We start from the raw sequence: 16,106 nt of genomic DNA on the forward strand, positions 1-16,106 counted from the left end.
GGCGCCGAACCCTCCTCAGGTCAGGCACCTTCCAGCAAGGTCAATCGCCATGGGCTACAGCCTCGACTTCGGCTGGCTTGCGGGCGCGGCGGGCGTAATCGCAAGCGGCGCGGCGATGACGCTGCTTTTGATCGCAGTTACGACGCTGGCGGGCACGTTCCTCAGCATTCTTGGCGCCGCCGGCAAGAGAAGCGGCCCGAAGCCGCTCAGGCTGGCGATCGGTGCCTATGTCGAGGTGATGCGCAACACGCCGTTCCTGGTGCAGCTGTTCTTCATCTTCTTCGGACTGCCCACGCTCGGAATCAGGCTGGACCCAATCCTTGCTGCCATGCTGGCCATGACGCTCAACATGGCGGCCTATACGATCGAGATCGTCGGCGCCGGGCTGGACGCCGTGCCGCGCGGCCAAACGGAAGCCGCCCTGGCGCTCGGCCTCAGGCCCCGCCAGGTGTTCGTCAAGATCGTGCTGCCGCAGGCGCTGAAGGTGATCTACCCAGCGCTGACCAGCCAGATCGTCATCATGATGCTGGAATCGGCCGTGGTCTCGCAGATTGCGGTGCGCGAGCTGACCTACGAAGCCGACATGCTGCAGGCGCGCACCTTCCGCGCCTTCGAGACCTATTTCGTCGTGACCATGGTCTATCTCGGCCTGTCGATGGGGCTGCGCCGGCTGCTCATTGCCGGCGGACGAGGGGCGCTCGGAGCAGGTGTGTCATGATCGAGTTCACCTTCTGGGACATATTGCGCAACCTGCTGCTCGCCGCGCGCTGGACGGTGCTGTTGTCGCTGGCCGCCTTCATCGGTGGTGCGCTGGTCGGGCTCATGGTGCTGTTCTTCCGCATCGCCCGGAACAAATGGGTCAACCGGATCGCCTCGGGCTATATCGCGCTGTTCCAGGGCACACCGCTTTTGATGCAGCTCTTTTTGATGTTCTTCGGCCTGCCGATGCTGGGCCTGCGCATCGAGCCATGGACGGCGGCGGCGCTGGGCTTGACCTTCTTCGCCAGCGCCTATCTGGCCGAGATCTGGCGTGGCGGCGTCGATGCGCTGCCGCGCGGACAATGGGATGCCGGCGCAAGCCTCGGGCTGCACTATCTGCAGGAGCTCAGGCTGATCATCCTGCCGCAAGCCTTCGCGATCACCCGCGCGCCGACTGTCGGCTTCCTGGTGCAGCTCATCAAATCGACGGCGCTGACCTCGATCATCGGCTTCGAGGAACTGGTCAGGACTTCCAACGCGATCAACAACGCGACTTTCGAGCCGTTCAAGGTCTATGGACTGGTGGCGCTGATCTTCTTCGTCATGTGCTTCCCGCTGACGCAATACGCGCGGCGGCTGGAGCAACGCGCAGGGGCGCGCTGAGACGCCAAGGCTGCTGACGACTGGACGCGCAGCCTTGTCGATCAATGCCCGAAGGCGAGCGCCGGCGCGATGCGATCGCGCCTGAGCCAGCGCGCGAGCAGGAGCGCCGCCACCACGGCCAGTCCCGAGGCCAGGCCGATCCAGATGCCGACGCCGTTGAAGCCGAAATGGAAAGCGAGCAGCACGCCGAGCGGCAGGCCGATGCCCCAGTAGCCGACCGCCGCATAGATCATCGGGACCTTGGTGTCGTGCAACCCGCGCAGCATGCCGGCGGCGACGGCCTGGGCGCCGTCGAAGATCTGGAACAGCGCTGCGAACATAAGAAACGACACGGCAAGCGTGATCACCCTGGCATTGGCCGGATCGGCGAGATCGATGAAGGCGCTGATCAGCAGATGCGGCCACAGAATCATCACCAGGCCCATCAGCGCCATGAAGGACACACCGACGACGAAGGCCGTCCAGCCGGCGCGCGAAACGCCTTCCGGATTGCCGGCCCCATGCGCCAGGCCGACCCGGACTGTGACCGCCTGGTTGAGGCCGAGGGGCACCATGAAGGAGATCGAGGCGATCTGGATGGCGATGGCATGGGCGGCAAGCGAATCCGCGTCGATCAGACCCATGAGCAGGGCCGCCGCGTTGAAGATCGTCACCTCGAAGGCGAGGATGCCGGCGATCGGCAGGCCGAGCCTGAGCAGGCCGCGGAAACGCGGCCAGTCGGAGCGCCAGAAGCGGCCGAACAGACGGTAGCGGCGGAACTTCTTCTCCTTGATCACCACCGCCGCCAAGCCGGCGAACATCAGCGTGCTGGACAGAGTGGTGGCGAGGCCGGAGCCGGCGATGCCCATCGACTTGACGCCGAGATTGCCGAACATGAACACCCAGTTGAAGAAGGCGTTGCAGGCGACCGCGACGAAAACGATGATCAGCGCCCAGCCCGGCCGCTCGAGCGCCGAGATGAAGGAGCGCAGCACGATATAGCCATAGAAGGGCAGAACCGCCCATTGCAGCCAGTGCAGATAGATGCCGGCCTCATGCGCAAGCTCCGGCTGCTGGCCCATGGCCAGAAGCACCTCTTCGCCATGCGAGAGAAAAAGCCAGATAGGGATCGAGATCAGGATTGCCAGCCAAAGGCCCTGGCGCACGGTGCGGCGCAGGTCGCGCACCGAATGGCGATGACGGCCGAGCTCGGTCGCCATCATCGGCGAGGTCGCCAGCATCAGGCCGAGGCCGAAGATCAGCGGCATGAAATAGAGGTTGGAGCCGAGCGCGCCGGCGGCGAGCGTATCGGGCCCGAGCCGGCCCATCATCATGACGTCGGTCGCGGTCATGGCGGTCTGGCCGAGATTGGTCAGCACCATCGGCCAGGCGAGCGCGATCGTCGCCCTGATTTCCTGACGCCAAAGATTTTCCGGCGCGCGAGCGCCGGCTTCGATCGCAGACATTGTTCCGCTCTTTCAGAACACGGCGCGTCGGCCAAAGGGCCGGAAGCCGCACGACAACGGCGCAAAATGGCGCCATTTGCGTCGCCTTGTGAACGAAATGCGACATGTTGGCAAGGGAGGAAGCCCGGTTAGCGATTGATCCAGGCGGAGCCGGGATGCAGCGACGCCTCTTTCATTTGCCGCCTGCAGGCTGCTACGGATCCCTCAGGCATGCGCAGCCAGCCGCCATGCCGGGAGGAATGGATGCCGTTCAGGCGCAGAAAGAACACGGCCGCGATCCCGCGCACGGTGCCCGCTTTCGAGCACATCGTGACCGAGGCGAGCGAGAGTTTCCTGTGGCGGCTGGACGACTATCCGTGGGAGCGCAATGTCTGGAATTTCCATCCGGAATACGAGATCCATCTGCTCAGGAAATCGTCCGGCGTGGTGCTGGTCGGCGACCATATCGGCGAGTTCGGGCCGGGCTATCTGACCATCGTCGGCGGCGGGCTGCCGCATGACTGGGTGACAGCGGTGCAGCCCGGCGAGCTGATCGAAGGCCGCGATATCGTGCTGCAATTCGATCCCGAGCGGCTGCGCGGCTCGGCCGGGCTGCTGCCGGAGCTGCGCGAGCTGGAGCCGTTCCTGGAACGCTCGCTGCGCGGCATGGTCTTCCATGGCCGCACCGCGCTCGACGGCGCCGAGCTCATGGAACGGATGGGCGAGGTGCACGGGCTGGCAAGGTTCCGCATGTTCCTCGAGCTGCTCGAGCTGCTGGCCACCACCGACGAATACGCGCTTTTGTCGTCGCCCGACTTCTCTCCGCTTCTGGACGCCGAGTCGCTCGACATTATCCAGCGCTCGTTGACCTATCTGTTCCAGCATTTCGCCGAGGACCTGAGGCTGCCGGACGTCGCGGCATTGGCCGGCATGAGCGAAAGCAGTTTTTCCCGCTTCTTCCAGAAGAACACCGGCAACTCGTTCAGCGACCACCTCGCCAAGCTCAGGCTCTGGCAGGCCTGCAAGCTGCTCGCCGACACCGATATCCCGATCACCGATATCTGCTTCCAGGTCGGCTATATGAACATCTCGAACTTCAACCGCGCCTTCCTGCGCAAGCACAAGATGACGCCGTCATCCTATCGCAAGCTGTCGCGGCAGCGGCTGGCGCTAAGGGCGTAATACAGCCGAGATACGTCCACTTCGATAGTTCTGATACTCGTGTGACGAGCAGACTCTGCCTGCGCCATATTTTGCGTCGCACAATGCATAAAAGTACAGGTCTGCTGCAACGGGGCTTCTAGTCTCGCTCCCTCCAACTGCTCATTTTGGCGACGGGTGGCAGGTCACATGGGCGACGGTGAGGGTCGCTTAGCCCGAGGACCTGCCGCTTTTCGCGAGTGTTCCTGGAGGAGAAAAACCAATGAATTCAACCCGGCTCGCTGCCAGCCTCGGCGCAGCGTTCGTGCTTACCGCTTCTGTGTCAACCGCAGCACTTGCCCAGGCGCCGGTCTGTTCGGCGCCGGTCAAGGTGCTGGCGCAACCGCGCGACGGGTTGACGCTTCTGGAGGACTCCAAGGACGAGTTCAAGAAGCTCTCCGGCGCCTCGTTCCAGATCGACTACCTCAACGAGAACGACCGCCGCGCGAAGTCGCGCGCCGATGCCTCCACGGTCGGCAATTACAACGTCTACTACGTCGACGAGGCCAATGTGGCGCTGTTCGCCTCCTCGGGCTGGATCGCGCCGCTCAAGGATTATTATCCGGCTGAATATGACTACGCCGATTTCGATCCGGGCCGCCAGAAGGTCGCCACCTATGACGGCAAGGTCTGGTTCGCGCCGCTGACCGGCGGCGGCGACCTGATGGTCTATCGCAAGGATGTGCTGGAAGCCGCCGGCATGCAGCCGCCGAAGACGCTGGATGAGCTGATCGCCGACGTGCCGAAACTGACCAATGCCGACAAGGGCATGTATGGCATCGCGCTGCGCGGCGCGCGCGGCTCGGGCGCCAATGTCTGGCGCTGGATGCCGTTCTTCAAGGCCTATGGCGGCAAATGGTTCGACGGCGACAAGCCGGCTTTCAATTCGGACGCCGCAGTCAAGGCGACCGAGACCTATCTGAAGCTGTTCAAGGACTCGGCGCCCGGCACGCAGACCGGCAGCTGGGATGAATCGACCGGCGCCTTCCTGTCCGGCCAGGTGGCCATCCTTGTCGAATCGACGCCGCTATCGGGCATGGCGGTGGACCCGAAAACCTCGCAGGTGGTCGGCAAGGTCGGCTTCCTGCCGCCGCCCTCGCCGCTGCCGGGCGGCGGCTATGGCCACGGGCTTGCCATCGGCACCAAGGCCAATGCCGATGACGCCGCGAAGAAATGCGCCGGGCTGTTCATCGCCTGGGCGACATCCAAGGAAAATGAGAAGCGGCGGCTCGACGCGCACCAGTTCGGCGAGCTGAACCGCACCAGCATCCTCTCCAGCGAGGAATTCGCCGACATCTACGGCGCCGATCTCGGCCAGGCGCTGGCCGAAACCGGCAAGGTGACGGCGGTGAACTTCTGGCAGGATCCGCGCTGGCCCGATCTCGGCGACCGCTGGGGCATCATTCTGGAGGAACTGGTCACCGGCACGCGCACAGATATCAAGGGCGGCCTCAACGAGCTCGAGGCCTATGCCAACGAGCTGGTGAAGAAGAAGTAATCCTCCCGCCCGCGGCGCGCGGTTCGCGGCGTTCGAAGGAATGCCGGGATGCGCGCCGCGGGACCTTCACCAGACAGCAGCAAAAATCCGAGGATAGGCAATGCGCCGACGCTCTTCCCTGCCGGTCACATTTCTGGTTCCGACGCTTGCCATCCTTCTGGTGCTGTCGATGGTGCCGACGCTCTACGCCATCGTGATCGCACTGCAGAACCGTGAACTGAGCGCGCCGGGCTATTCCTGGGTCTGGTTCTCGAATTTCGCGGACCTCTTTGCGGACCGCCGCTTCCTCAATGCCGTCTGGGTTTCGGTGAAGTGGGAGATCGTCACCGTCATCGCGACGATGGTGGTTGCGGTCGGGCTCGGCGTTTTGATGTTCGAGGTCGCCTCGCCGCGGCTGCGCAACTTCTACTACCTGCTCTTCATCATCCCGGTGCTTTTGCCGCGCGTCTCTGCGGCCTTCGTCTGGAAGTTCGCATATCACCCGCTCTACGGCATAGCCACCTATCCCTACCGGCTGATCACCGGCGGGCTGGTCTTCGATCCGCTGTCCAAGCCGGCGACCGCCTTGTTTGCCGTCGCATCGGTGGATGTCTGGCAATGGGGACTGTTCTTCGCCGTCATCGTGCTGAAGTTGCTTGAAACCTTGCCGCCGCAGCCGATCGAGGCGGCCAGGCTCGACCACGCCAAGCGCTGGCAGATTCATGCCTATGTCACCTTGCCGATGCTGAAGGCGCCGCTGATCAGCCTGATGTTCGTCAAGATGATCGAGTCGCTGCGCTCCTTCGACCTGATCTATGTGATGACGCGCGGCGGGCCGGGCGTCGCGACCGAAACGCTCGACATGTACGCCTTCTCGCAAGGCTTCATCGAGTCCGGCAAGGTTTCCTACGCCTCGGCCATGGCGGTGCTGATGATGATCGCGACCGTCATCACCTTCACCTTGCTTTGGAAGCGGGTGCAGGCATGAAGCAATATCGATTGAGACCGGGCCGCGTGATCGCCAAGGCCGTCCTGGCGCTGGCCGGATTCCTGGCCGTGTTCCCGCTTTTCTGGACGGCGCTCAACGCGCTGAAGAACAATGTCGACATCATCACCCGCGTGCCGAAGGTGATCTTCACGCCGACGCTCGCCAACATCAGCTACATCCTCGGCCGCGACAGCGTGCTGACCGGGCTGTACAATTCCGCGGTCGCCTGCGGCGCGGCGGTGCTGATCGGCATCGTGCTCGGCCTGCCGGCGGCCTATGCGGTGGCGCGCTATCCCAATCGCTTCGCCGGCGACATCCAGTTCTTCGTGTTGTCGCTGCGCTTCCTGCCGCCGGTGGCGGTCGCCATCCCGCTGATGGTTATCTGGCTGCAGGTCGGCCTCTACGACACGCTTCCCGCGCTGATCGTCACATACTCGCTGCTCACCATCTCGGTGATCATGTGGCTTGCGATCCCCGCCTTCCAGGGCGTGCCGAAGGAGATCGAGGAAGCGGCCTTCGTCGACGGCTACGGCGCCTATTCGGTGTTCTGGCGGATCGCGCTGCCCGTCGCCGCGCGCTCGCTGATCGGCGCCATCGCCTTCAGCTTCGTGCTGGTCTGGAACGAGTTCCTGATCGCGCTGATGCTGTCGAGCTCCAACGCCAAGACGCTGCCGATCGTGGCATCCGAGCTCTCCCAGCAAGGTATGAACGTGCCCTGGGGCATCCTCAACGCCTCGGTCGTGCTTCTGTCGCTGCCGCCGCTGCTCTTCCTCGGTGTTTTGAGCGGCTTCCTGAATTCCGTTTTCCGGCAAAAGAAAAGTTGAAGTGAGGATACCCGATGCGGGCACTGGTGCTTGAGAAAAAAGGCGAACTGTCGCTGCGCGAGATCGCGCTGCCGCAAGACGTCGGACCGGACGATGTCAGGATCGCCATCCACACGGTCGGCGTCTGCGGCAGCGACGTGCATTACTACACGCATGGCGCCATCGGCAGCTATATCGTGCGCCAGCCGATGGTGCTCGGCCACGAGGCCTCGGGCACGATCGTCGAGGTCGGCGCGAACGTCACGAACCTCAAGGTCGGCGACCGCGTCTGCATGGAACCCGGCGTGCCGAACCTTGCGTCGCGCGCAACGAAGCTCGGCATCTACAATGTCGACCCGGACGTCCGCTTCTGGGCGACCCCGCCAGTGCATGGGGTGCTTGCGCCCTATGCCGTTCATCCGGCCGCCTTCACCTACAAATTGCCGGACAATGTCTCTTTCGCCGAGGGCGCGATGGTCGAGCCCTTCGCCATCGGAATGCAGGCGGCGGCGCGCGCCCGGATCGTGCCCGGCGACGTCGCCGTCGTCGTCGGCTGCGGCCCGATCGGCATCATGATCGCGCTCGCCGCGCTGGCGGGCGGCTGCTCCAAAGTGCTGATCTCGGACTTCTCCGCGCCGAAGTTGGAGATCGCCGGCCAATATCCGGGGATCGTGCCGGTCAATATCGGCGAACAGTCGCTGGTCGATGCCATGCGGTCCGCCACTGACAATTGGGGCGCCGACATCGTGTTCGAGGCGAGCGGCAGCCCGAAGGCTTTCGCCAATTTGTTCGACATCGTGCGGCCGGGCGGCGCAGTGGTGCTGGTAGGCCTGCCGGTGGAGACGGTCGAGCTCAACGTGCCGGCGGCGATCGCCAAGGAAGTCCGCATCGAGACCGTGTTCCGCTATGCCAACATCTTCGACCGCGCCCTGCAGCTCATCGCCTCGGGCAAGGTCGATCTCAAGCCGCTGATCACCGGCACCTATGATTTCTCCGAAAGCATCAAGGCGTTCGAGCGCGCGGCGCAAGGCAAGCCGCAGGACGTCAAGCTGCAGATCCTGCTGACCGACGAGAAGGGATAAGGGATGTCCGCGATCGTTTGCTCCCATGTCGACAAGGCCTATGGCGCCACGACCGTCATCCGCGATCTCAATCTCGCGATCGAGGAGCATGAGTTCGTCGTGTTCCTAGGACCCTCCGGCTGTGGCAAGTCGACCTTGCTCAGGATGCTCGCCGGGCTGGAGGAGATCAGCGGCGGCGAGGTTTCGATCGGCGGCAAGGTGGTGAACGATCTCGAGCCGGGCGACCGCGGCATCGCCATGGTGTTCCAGAATTATGCGCTCTATCCGCATATGACGATCTTCGACAACATCGCCTTTGGACTGAAGCGGCAGAAAGTGCCGGCGGTCGAGATCAGGAAGCGAGTCGAGGCAGTCTCCAGGACGCTCGGCCTGGAGCCTTATCTCGGCCGCAAGCCGACCGAGCTTTCCGGCGGCCAGCAGCAGCGCGTGGCGATCGCGCGCGCCATGATCAAGACGCCGAAAGTGTTCCTCTTCGACGAGCCGCTCTCCAATCTCGACGCCAAGCTGCGCAACCATATGCGCGTCGAGATCGCCAGGCTGCACCAGTCGCTGAAGACGACCACCGTCTATGTCACGCATGACCAGCTCGAGGCGATGACGCTGGCCGACCGCATCGTGCTGTTGAAGGACGGCGTGATCGAGCAGGTCGGCTCGCCAGCGGAGATCTATCGCCGTCCCGGCAACCAGTTCGTAGCCGGCTTCATCGGCACGCCGAGCATGAATTTCATCGAGGCCACGGTGGCCCGAAAGGGCGATGGCTGGACGCTGACCGGCGCGGGGACAGTGCTGTCGCTGCAAGACGGCGACTTCCACCTGCAGCACGGCGATCGCGTGGTGCTCGGCATCCGGCCTCCGGACCTGAAGACGGCGCAAGCCGGTAACGCAAACCTTTTGCAGGGCACCGCCGACCTCATCGAGTTTCACGGCAACGACGCGCTGGTGACCTTCGGCTCGGGCGGCAAGGAGGTCAGCGCTCTGGTGCCGGCCCGCGAATGCCCGGAGTTGCGGGCGCCCGTGCGCTACAGCTTCGAGGAGGACTGCATCCATCTGTTTGACGGAGAGACAGGCAAGTCGCTGCGCAGACAGTAAGACGGCGGAAGCGTTCCTGGAATCGCTCTACCCGATCGCGTCGAGCGCCTGCCGCTGGCGGTGCATTTCGAGGAAGATGCGGTAGTCGCGGTCGAAGCGGGCGCCGGCTTCCTTGTTGGGGGTGCGCGTCCGGCCGCCCTGCTGCATGGCGACGCAGGCCGCGTTGAGATCGGGGTAGAGCCCGGCGGCGGTCGCCGCCACCATGCCGGTGCCGAGCAGCACCGCCTCGTCGGCCAATGGCTCGACCACCGTGCAGCCGGTGGCGTCGGCATAGAGCTCCATCAAAAGCGGGTTCTTGGTGTGGCCGCCGGTGACGTGCAGCGTGTCGATCAGATAGCCGTTCTCGTTCAGCGCCTCCAGCACATGGCGCACGCCGAGCGCGATGCCGACGGCGGTGCGCCAGTAGAGCTTGCACAGGCTGTCGAAGGAGGAATCGAGCGTCAGTCCGCTGATGACGCCGACGGCATGCGGGTCGGCGAGCGGCGAGCGGTTGCCGTGGAAGTCCGGCAGCACATGCAGCCTTGCGGCCAGCGCATCGCCCTCCTCGGCGCGCAGCTCGGCGACGCGCCTGGCGATCTTCATATGCATGGCCGCGTCCGGCTCGCCGCCAGCGCCATGCCAGCGGATGATGTGATCGAGCAGCGCGCCGGTGGCCGACTGGCCGCCTTCCGACAGCCACAGCCTCGGCAAAGCCGCGCCGTAATACGGCCCCCACACCCCGGCGAAGGGCTGCGGGTCCTTCGACATGGCCATGACGCAGGACGATGTGCCGGCGATCAGCGCCAAATGCCGGCTGATGTCCTTCTCGTCGCCGGCAAAGCCGCCGAGGACGCCGAGCGCACCGGCATAGGCATCGATGACGCCGGCGCCGACGCGGCATTTTTCGGTGAGGCCGAGCTCGGCGGCGGCCGCGGCCGTCAGCGGACCGATATCGGCGCCGACCGGGCTCGCCTTTTCCGGCAGATTGCCATGCTCGAACAGATCGCCAAGGCCGACGAGATCGAAGAAATCGCGCCGCCAGCTTTTTTCCTCATGCGCGAGATAGGTCCATTTCGCCGTCAGCGTGCATTGCGAGCGGGCGAGCGAGCCTGACGCCTTCCAGGTCAGGAAATCGGCAAGGTCGAACAGATAGCCGGCTTCATTCCATGTCTTCGGCAGATGGCGCTTCAGCCACATCAGCTTCGGCGTCTCCATCTCCGGCGACATCACGCCGCCGATATAGTCGAGCACGGCGTGGCCGCTTTTCGTGCATTCATCAGCCTCGGCGATGGCGCGATGATCGAGCCAGACAATCGTGTCCCAGCGCTTCTCGCCAGTGACGGAGACGCTGATCTGGCCGCCCTGCCTGTCGCGCGCGACCAGCGAGCAGGTCGCGTCGAAAGAGATCCCGGCGACATCGCCGGCGGCGACGCCGGATTTCTCGAGGGCGGACCGCACCGATTTGCACACCGCCGACCAGACATCTTCCGAATCATGCTCGGCATGGTCGGGCTTGGGCTGGTGCATGGCGATCGGATGATCGGCACGGCCGAGCAGGTTGCCTTCAGAGTCGAGAATGCCCGCGCGAGCGCTCCCGGTGCCGACATCGACCGCGCAAACGAAACTCTTCCTCAAGATGCTTTTTCTCTCGCTCCCAGGCCTGCAATCAGATCGGGCAATTGCAGCATGTCAGCGAATATAAAGTCCGGTTCCGTCGACGCAAGCCGCGCCTTGAGGGCGGGGTTGGCGGCATGCGAGCCGCCGGTGAAGGCAAGGACGCGCATACCCGCCGCGCGGGCGGCGGCGATGCCGGCTGGGCTGTCCTCGATCACCAGGCACTCGCGCGGATGCGCCCGCATGCTGGCGGCGGCGTAGAGGAAAAGATCGGGCGCCGGCTTGCCGCGCTTGACCATGGTGGCGCTGAACAGATGCGGCTCCAGCAGGGATAGCAGGCCGGTGACGTCGAGCGCGTAACGGATGCGCTCCAGCGTGCCCGACGAGGCGACACAGCAAGGCAGGCCTAGCTTCGGCAGCACCTCCTTGACGCCCGCGATCGGCTTCAGTTCCTCGCGGAATTTGCGCATCAGGTCGACGCGCATCGCGGTCAGATGCTGGTCGCTGATGTCGAGCCCGAACTCTTGGCCGAGGATCTCGCGCACGCTCTTCATGCTCTTGCCGAGGAAATGCTCGTAGGCGGCGTCCTCGCTGACCGTGCCGCCGGCAAGCTCGATCATGCCGAGCAGCGCCGAGACCGAAAGCGCCTCGCTGTCGACCAGAACGCCGTCACAGTCGAAGATGACCAGTTCCGGCGTCATGGCTGTTGCTTCCAGCTAAGCAATTCCAGGAACAGCGTGAGCGGTTTTCCGTCCGGAATTGCGTCAAAAGAGACAGAGGCTTTCAGAGCCTTCCGGCGAGATAGCGCGTCAGGGTTTCGCGCGCGCCGTGCGCCCACAACACCTTCAAGGCATGAGTGAAGGCCTCGGCGAAGACGGGCGAGCGGCCGACATCGCCGTAGATGTCCTCCATCGCCAGCCAGGCCTTCGGATCGTCCTTGGCCGCCTTGGCGGTGGCTTGCATGCGGTCCCAGCTCGGATCGTTCGGCTCGATGACGGCGCCGCTGTCGGTGGTGCCAAAGCAATAGCGGCACCAGAGCGCGGATTCCAGCGCGAGGCCGGCGACGCCCTTGCCCGCCTTCAGCCGGTCGGCGATCGTCGGGATGATGAATTTCGGCTGGCGGTTGGAGCCGTCGAGGCAAAGCCGCCGGATGGTGTCGCCGATCTTGGGATTGGAGAAGCGGCGCTCGATGAGCTGGTAATAGTCCTCCAGATCGGTATCTGGCACCGGCGGCACGGTCGGGATGATCTCGTCATGCTCGAGCTTCGACAGGAAGGCGCGCACCAACGGCTCCTGCATGCCTTCATGAACGAAATGGATGTCCATCAGCCCCGCCGGATAGGCGATCGCGGCGTGGCCGCCATTGAGGATGCGGATCTTCATCAGCTCATAGGGCGAGACATCCTTGACGAATTGCACGCCGACCTTTTCCAGCGCCGGGCGGCCGGCGGTGAAATGGTCCTCCAGCACCCATTGCTTGAACGGCTCGCAGAACACCGGCCAATTGTCCTCCAGCCCGAAATCGTCGGCCAGGATCTTGCGCTCGCGGTCGGTCGTGGCCGGCGTGATGCGATCGACCATGCCATTCGGGAAGGCGACCTTGTCGCCCACCCATTTGGCGAGATCCTCGTCGATCAGCCGGGCGAGGCCGATGACGCCGTCGGAGGTGACGTGGCCGTTATGGGGGATGTTGTCGCAGGACATAACGGTGAACGGCACGATGCCGTCGGCGCGCCGGCGCAACAGGCCGGCCAAGATGATGCCGAAAACGGTTTTCGGCACGGCGCCCGGCTGCGCGTCGGCGACGATGTCGGGATGGGCCGGGTTGAACTTGCCGGATGCCGGGTCGATGAAATAGCCGCCTTCGGTGATGGTCAGCGAGACGATCTTGATCGCCGGATCGGCAAGCCGCTCGACGATGGCGGCCGCATCGCCGGGGGTGAGGAAATCGACCATGGCGCCGGTGACGCGGGCGCTCATGTGGCCGTCGTCCTGCTCGACTACCGTGGTCAGCCAGTCCTGCTCCTCGAGTTTGGAGCGGCCGATCTTCTCGCCTTCGAACACGCCGGCGCCGATCAGGGCCCAGTCGTGACCTTCGCCGGTGGCGAACAGATCGTCGAGATAGACCGCCTGGTGCGAGCGGTGGAAATTGCCGACGCCGAAATGGACGATGCCGGCCCTGAGGGTAGAGCGGTCATATTTCGGACCGGCGACGTTGGCCGGCAGCCTGGCGAGGTTCGAGGAAGAGAGTTTCACGGTCATCGCATTTACCCTTTGGCCGATCTGCAGCCCGACTGATTACGCCTCCTTCGAGAGGAGCGAAGATGAGGGGCAACACCTGGTGTTCCAGTATGCTGCCCCTCACCTGCCCCGCGGCGTCTTCTCCGGAGGAAGAAGAGAAGCGCCTCCCCTCAACTCGTCCGCTCAACTCATCCATTGGCCACCATCGACATTGTAGGTCTGGGCGACAATGTATTCGGCCTCGTCGCTGGCGAGGAAAACCGCCATGCCGGCGAGGTCCTCGGGCTTGCCCATGCGGCCATAGGGAACGCCCTCGCCGACCAGCCGCTTCTTCTCGCCTTTCGGCCGGTTCTCGTATTTGGCAAAGAGCGCGTCGACCTGGTCCCACATGTCGCTGTCGACGACGCCCGGCGCGATACCGTTGACGTTGATGCGGTGCTTGATGAGGTCGAGCCCGGCCGACTGCGTCAGCGAGATGACGGCGGCCTTGGTGGCGCAATAGACCGCGACCAGCGGCTCGCCGCGCCGGCCGGCCTGGCTCGCCATGTTGATGATCCGGCCGCCCTTGCCGCGCGCGATCATCGAGCGGGCGGCTGCCTGCAGCATGAAGAGCGTGCCGGCGACATTGACGGAGAACAGCTTTTCATAGCTCGCCCTGGTTATCTCGACGATCGGCGCGAGGTCGAAGATCGCCGCGTTGTTGATCAGCACATCGAGACCGCCGGTCTTCGCCTCGACCGCCTTCACCGCCGCCTCGATCGAGGACTGATCGGTGACGTCGAGCCGGATCGCGTAAGCGGCGGGGCCGATCGCTTTCGCCGTCGCTTGCGCCGCCTCCAGGTCGATGTCGGCAATCGCCACCGTCGCGCCCTCGCGCACATAGGCTTCGGCGAAGGCCCTGCCGATGCCGCGCGCCGATCCGGTGATCAGCGCCGATTTGCCTTTCAGTCTCACTGTCCCGTCCTCACTGGACCAGCGCCTTGCCGTCGGCGCCGAAGCGGTGGAGCTTGGCCTTGTCGGGGGTCAGATAGACGGTGTCGCCATGCTTCACCGCGACCTCGCCGTCGGCGCGGACATTGACGGTGCCGATGCCGTCCGCCTGGACATGCAGGAAGGTGTCGGAGCCGAGATGCTCGGCAACGCCCACCGTCGCCTTCCAGTCGCCGGCCGAGGTCGAGATGTTCAAGTGCTCGGGCCGGATGCCGATGGTCTTGGCGCCGTACTTCTCCGCCGGCGCGCCTTCGATCATGTTCATCTTGGGCGAGCCGATGAAGCCGGCGACGAAGAGGTTCTTCGGCGTCTTGTAGAGCTCCATCGGCGAGCCGACCTGCTCGATATTGCCGGCATTGAGCACGACGATCTTGTCGGCCATGGTCATGGCCTCGACCTGGTCGTGGGTGACGTAGATCATCGTCGTCTTCAGCTGATGATGCAGCTCGCTGATCTCGAGCCGCATGGTGCCGCGCAACGCCGCGTCGAGGTTGGAGAGCGGCTCGTCGAACAGGAAGGCCGAAGGCTGGCGCACGATGGCGCGGCCGATGGCGACGCGCTGGCGCTGGCCGCCGGAAAGCTGGCCGGGGCGGCGCTCGAGATAGTTGGTGAGGTTCAAGACGCGCGCGGCGTCCTTCACCTTCTTGTCGATGGTCGCCTGGTCCTCGCCCGCCATCTTCAGCGGGAAGGCGATGTTCTTGGCGACCGTCATATGCGGGTAGAGCGCGTAGGACTGGAAGACCATGGCGAGCTTGCGCTTGGCCGGCGCCTCGCGCGTGACGTCACGGCCATCGATCGAGATGGTGCCGCCGCTGGTGTCCTCCAGCCCGGCGATCAGCCTGAGCAGCGTGGACTTGCCGCAACCCGAGGGGCCGACGAACACCACGAACTCGCCGTCCTCGATGTTGAGGTCGATGTTCGGAATGATCGTCGTCGACCCGAAGGACTTGGAGACGTTCTTGAGCGTGATGTTTCCCATGGTTTCCTCCCGGGGATGGTCTTCGTCGTCCGCCGCCTGAGCGTGCTACTTCACGGCGCCGAAGGTGAGGCCTCGCACCAGCTGCTTCTGGCTGAACCAGCCCATGATCAGGATCGGCGCGATCGCCAGCGTCGAGGCCGCCGAGAGCTTTGCCCAGAACAGGCCTTGCGGACTGGAGAAGGAGCTGATGAAGGCCGTCAGCGGCGCGGCGTTGGTGGTGGTGAGCCGGATGGTCCAGAACGCCTCGTTCCAGGCGAGGATGATGTTCAGGAGCATGGTCGAAGCAATGCCGGGAATGGCCATCGGCGTCAGCACATAGATGATCTCGTTCCACAGCGAGGCGCCGTCCATGCGCGCCGCCTCCAGGATCTCGCCGGGTATCTCGCGGAAATAGGTGTAGAGCATCCAGACGACGATCGGCAGGTTGATCAGCATCAGCATGACGGTGAGGCCGATGCGGCTGTCCAGCAGGCCCGAGTCGCGGAAGATCAGATAGATCGGAAATAGCACCGCGACGGCCGGCATCATCTTGGTGGACAGCATCCACATCAGGACGTCCTTGGTGCGCTTGGTCGGCGAGAACGCCATCGACCAGGCCGCCGGGATGGCGACGATGAGCGCGAGGATGGTCGAGCCGACCGACAGCAGCACCGAATTGAAGAAGAATTTGAAGTAGCCGCTCTGCTGCTGGACCTCCGAGTAGCTCTCGAAAGTCCCGGAGGGGATCAGGTTGAAGCCCTGGATCGCCTCCTGCTCCGACTTGAACGAGGTGATGATCGTATAAAGGATCGGAAAGAAGATCAGCAGGGCGACGATCCAGGCCGCGGCCGTGGCGATGGTTTTGTGCTGGGTGGTGACTGCGCGTGCCATCTTGTCCT

At 64.3% G+C, this 16,106-nt stretch carries 15 protein-coding genes; 8 read left to right on the forward strand and 7 right to left on the reverse strand.

Annotated elements, in window-relative coordinates; genetic code table 11:
- Positions 1-49: 49 nt before the first annotated feature.
- Both P9273_RS24405 and P9273_RS24410 read left to right on the forward strand, forming a co-directional pair.
- Positions 50-718, forward strand: a complete 669-nt coding sequence (locus P9273_RS24405) for an amino acid ABC transporter permease (protein WP_278051040.1) — start codon at positions 50-52, stop codon at positions 716-718.
- Positions 715-1,362 (forward strand): amino acid ABC transporter permease, encoded by a 648-nt coding sequence (locus tag P9273_RS24410; RefSeq protein ID WP_278051041.1) that lies wholly within the window; start codon positions 715-717, stop codon positions 1,360-1,362. Before P9273_RS24405 ends, P9273_RS24410 begins: the two co-directional genes overlap by 4 nt.
- A gap of 41 nt (positions 1,363-1,403) precedes the next feature.
- On the opposite strand, the gene P9273_RS24415 is transcribed toward P9273_RS24410, so the two are convergent.
- Complete coding sequence (locus tag P9273_RS24415) at positions 1,404-2,807, reverse strand: MATE family efflux transporter (protein WP_278051042.1); 1,404 nt, start codon at positions 2,805-2,807, stop codon at positions 1,404-1,406.
- Positions 2,808-3,050: 243 nt separating this feature from the next.
- On the opposite strand from P9273_RS24415, the gene P9273_RS24420 reads away from it, so the two are divergent.
- The 6 genes from P9273_RS24420 (at position 3,051) to P9273_RS24445 (ending at position 9,425) form a co-directional block, all read left to right on the forward strand.
- Entirely contained in the window at positions 3,051-3,968 is a 918-nt protein-coding gene (locus tag P9273_RS24420) for an AraC family transcriptional regulator (protein WP_278051043.1), read from the forward strand.
- A 241-nt stretch (positions 3,969-4,209) separates the two neighbouring features.
- Complete coding sequence (locus P9273_RS24425; RefSeq protein WP_278051044.1) at positions 4,210-5,484, forward strand: ABC transporter substrate-binding protein; 1,275 nt, start codon at positions 4,210-4,212, stop codon at positions 5,482-5,484.
- Positions 5,485-5,584: 100 nt separating this feature from the next.
- Positions 5,585-6,451 (forward strand): carbohydrate ABC transporter permease, encoded by an 867-nt coding sequence (locus P9273_RS24430; protein WP_278051045.1) that lies wholly within the window; start codon positions 5,585-5,587, stop codon positions 6,449-6,451.
- On the forward strand, positions 6,448-7,275 hold the full coding sequence (locus P9273_RS24435) for a carbohydrate ABC transporter permease (protein WP_278051046.1): 828 nt from the start codon (positions 6,448-6,450) through the stop codon (positions 7,273-7,275). The genes P9273_RS24430 and P9273_RS24435 overlap by 4 nt, the downstream gene beginning before the upstream one ends.
- A gap of 14 nt (positions 7,276-7,289) precedes the next feature.
- Positions 7,290-8,336 carry an NAD(P)-dependent alcohol dehydrogenase gene (locus tag P9273_RS24440; protein ID WP_278051047.1) on the forward strand — a complete coding sequence of 349 codons (1,047 nt, stop codon included), beginning with the start codon at positions 7,290-7,292 and terminating at the stop codon, positions 8,334-8,336.
- Positions 8,337-8,339: 3 nt separating this feature from the next.
- Complete coding sequence (locus P9273_RS24445; RefSeq protein WP_278051048.1) at positions 8,340-9,425, forward strand: ABC transporter ATP-binding protein; 1,086 nt, start codon at positions 8,340-8,342, stop codon at positions 9,423-9,425.
- 27 nt (positions 9,426-9,452) lie between these two features.
- On the opposite strand, the gene P9273_RS24450 is transcribed toward P9273_RS24445, so the two are convergent.
- The 6 genes from P9273_RS24450 to P9273_RS24475 all read right to left on the reverse strand — a co-directional run bounded on the left by P9273_RS24450 (position 9,453) and on the right by P9273_RS24475 (position 16,098).
- Positions 9,453-11,039 (reverse strand): FGGY-family carbohydrate kinase, encoded by a 1,587-nt coding sequence (locus P9273_RS24450; RefSeq protein WP_278051049.1) that lies wholly within the window; start codon positions 11,037-11,039, stop codon positions 9,453-9,455.
- Complete coding sequence (locus P9273_RS24455) at positions 11,036-11,719, reverse strand: HAD family hydrolase (protein WP_278051050.1); 684 nt, start codon at positions 11,717-11,719, stop codon at positions 11,036-11,038. The genes P9273_RS24450 and P9273_RS24455 overlap by 4 nt, the downstream gene beginning before the upstream one ends.
- An 82-nt stretch (positions 11,720-11,801) precedes the next feature.
- The gene (locus P9273_RS24460) at positions 11,802-13,280 is read right to left on the reverse strand and encodes a mannitol dehydrogenase family protein (protein ID WP_278051051.1); all 1,479 of its coding nucleotides are present in this window, start codon (positions 13,278-13,280) and stop codon (positions 11,802-11,804) included.
- 162 nt (positions 13,281-13,442) lie between these two features.
- On the reverse strand, positions 13,443-14,213 hold the full coding sequence (locus P9273_RS24465) for an L-iditol 2-dehydrogenase (RefSeq protein ID WP_278051052.1): 771 nt from the start codon (positions 14,211-14,213) through the stop codon (positions 13,443-13,445).
- Between the two features lie 10 nt (positions 14,214-14,223).
- Positions 14,224-15,228: an ABC transporter ATP-binding protein gene (locus P9273_RS24470; protein WP_278051053.1), complete on the reverse strand. Its 1,005-nt coding sequence runs from the start codon at positions 15,226-15,228 to the stop codon at positions 14,224-14,226.
- Between the two features lie 45 nt (positions 15,229-15,273).
- The gene (locus tag P9273_RS24475; protein WP_040998435.1) at positions 15,274-16,098 is read right to left on the reverse strand and encodes a carbohydrate ABC transporter permease; all 825 of its coding nucleotides are present in this window, start codon (positions 16,096-16,098) and stop codon (positions 15,274-15,276) included.
- Between the last annotated feature and the right edge of the window lie 8 nt (positions 16,099-16,106).

Source organism: Mesorhizobium sp. WSM4935, from assembly GCF_029625735.1.
Taxonomy (GTDB): Bacteria; Pseudomonadota; Alphaproteobacteria; order Rhizobiales; family Rhizobiaceae; genus Mesorhizobium.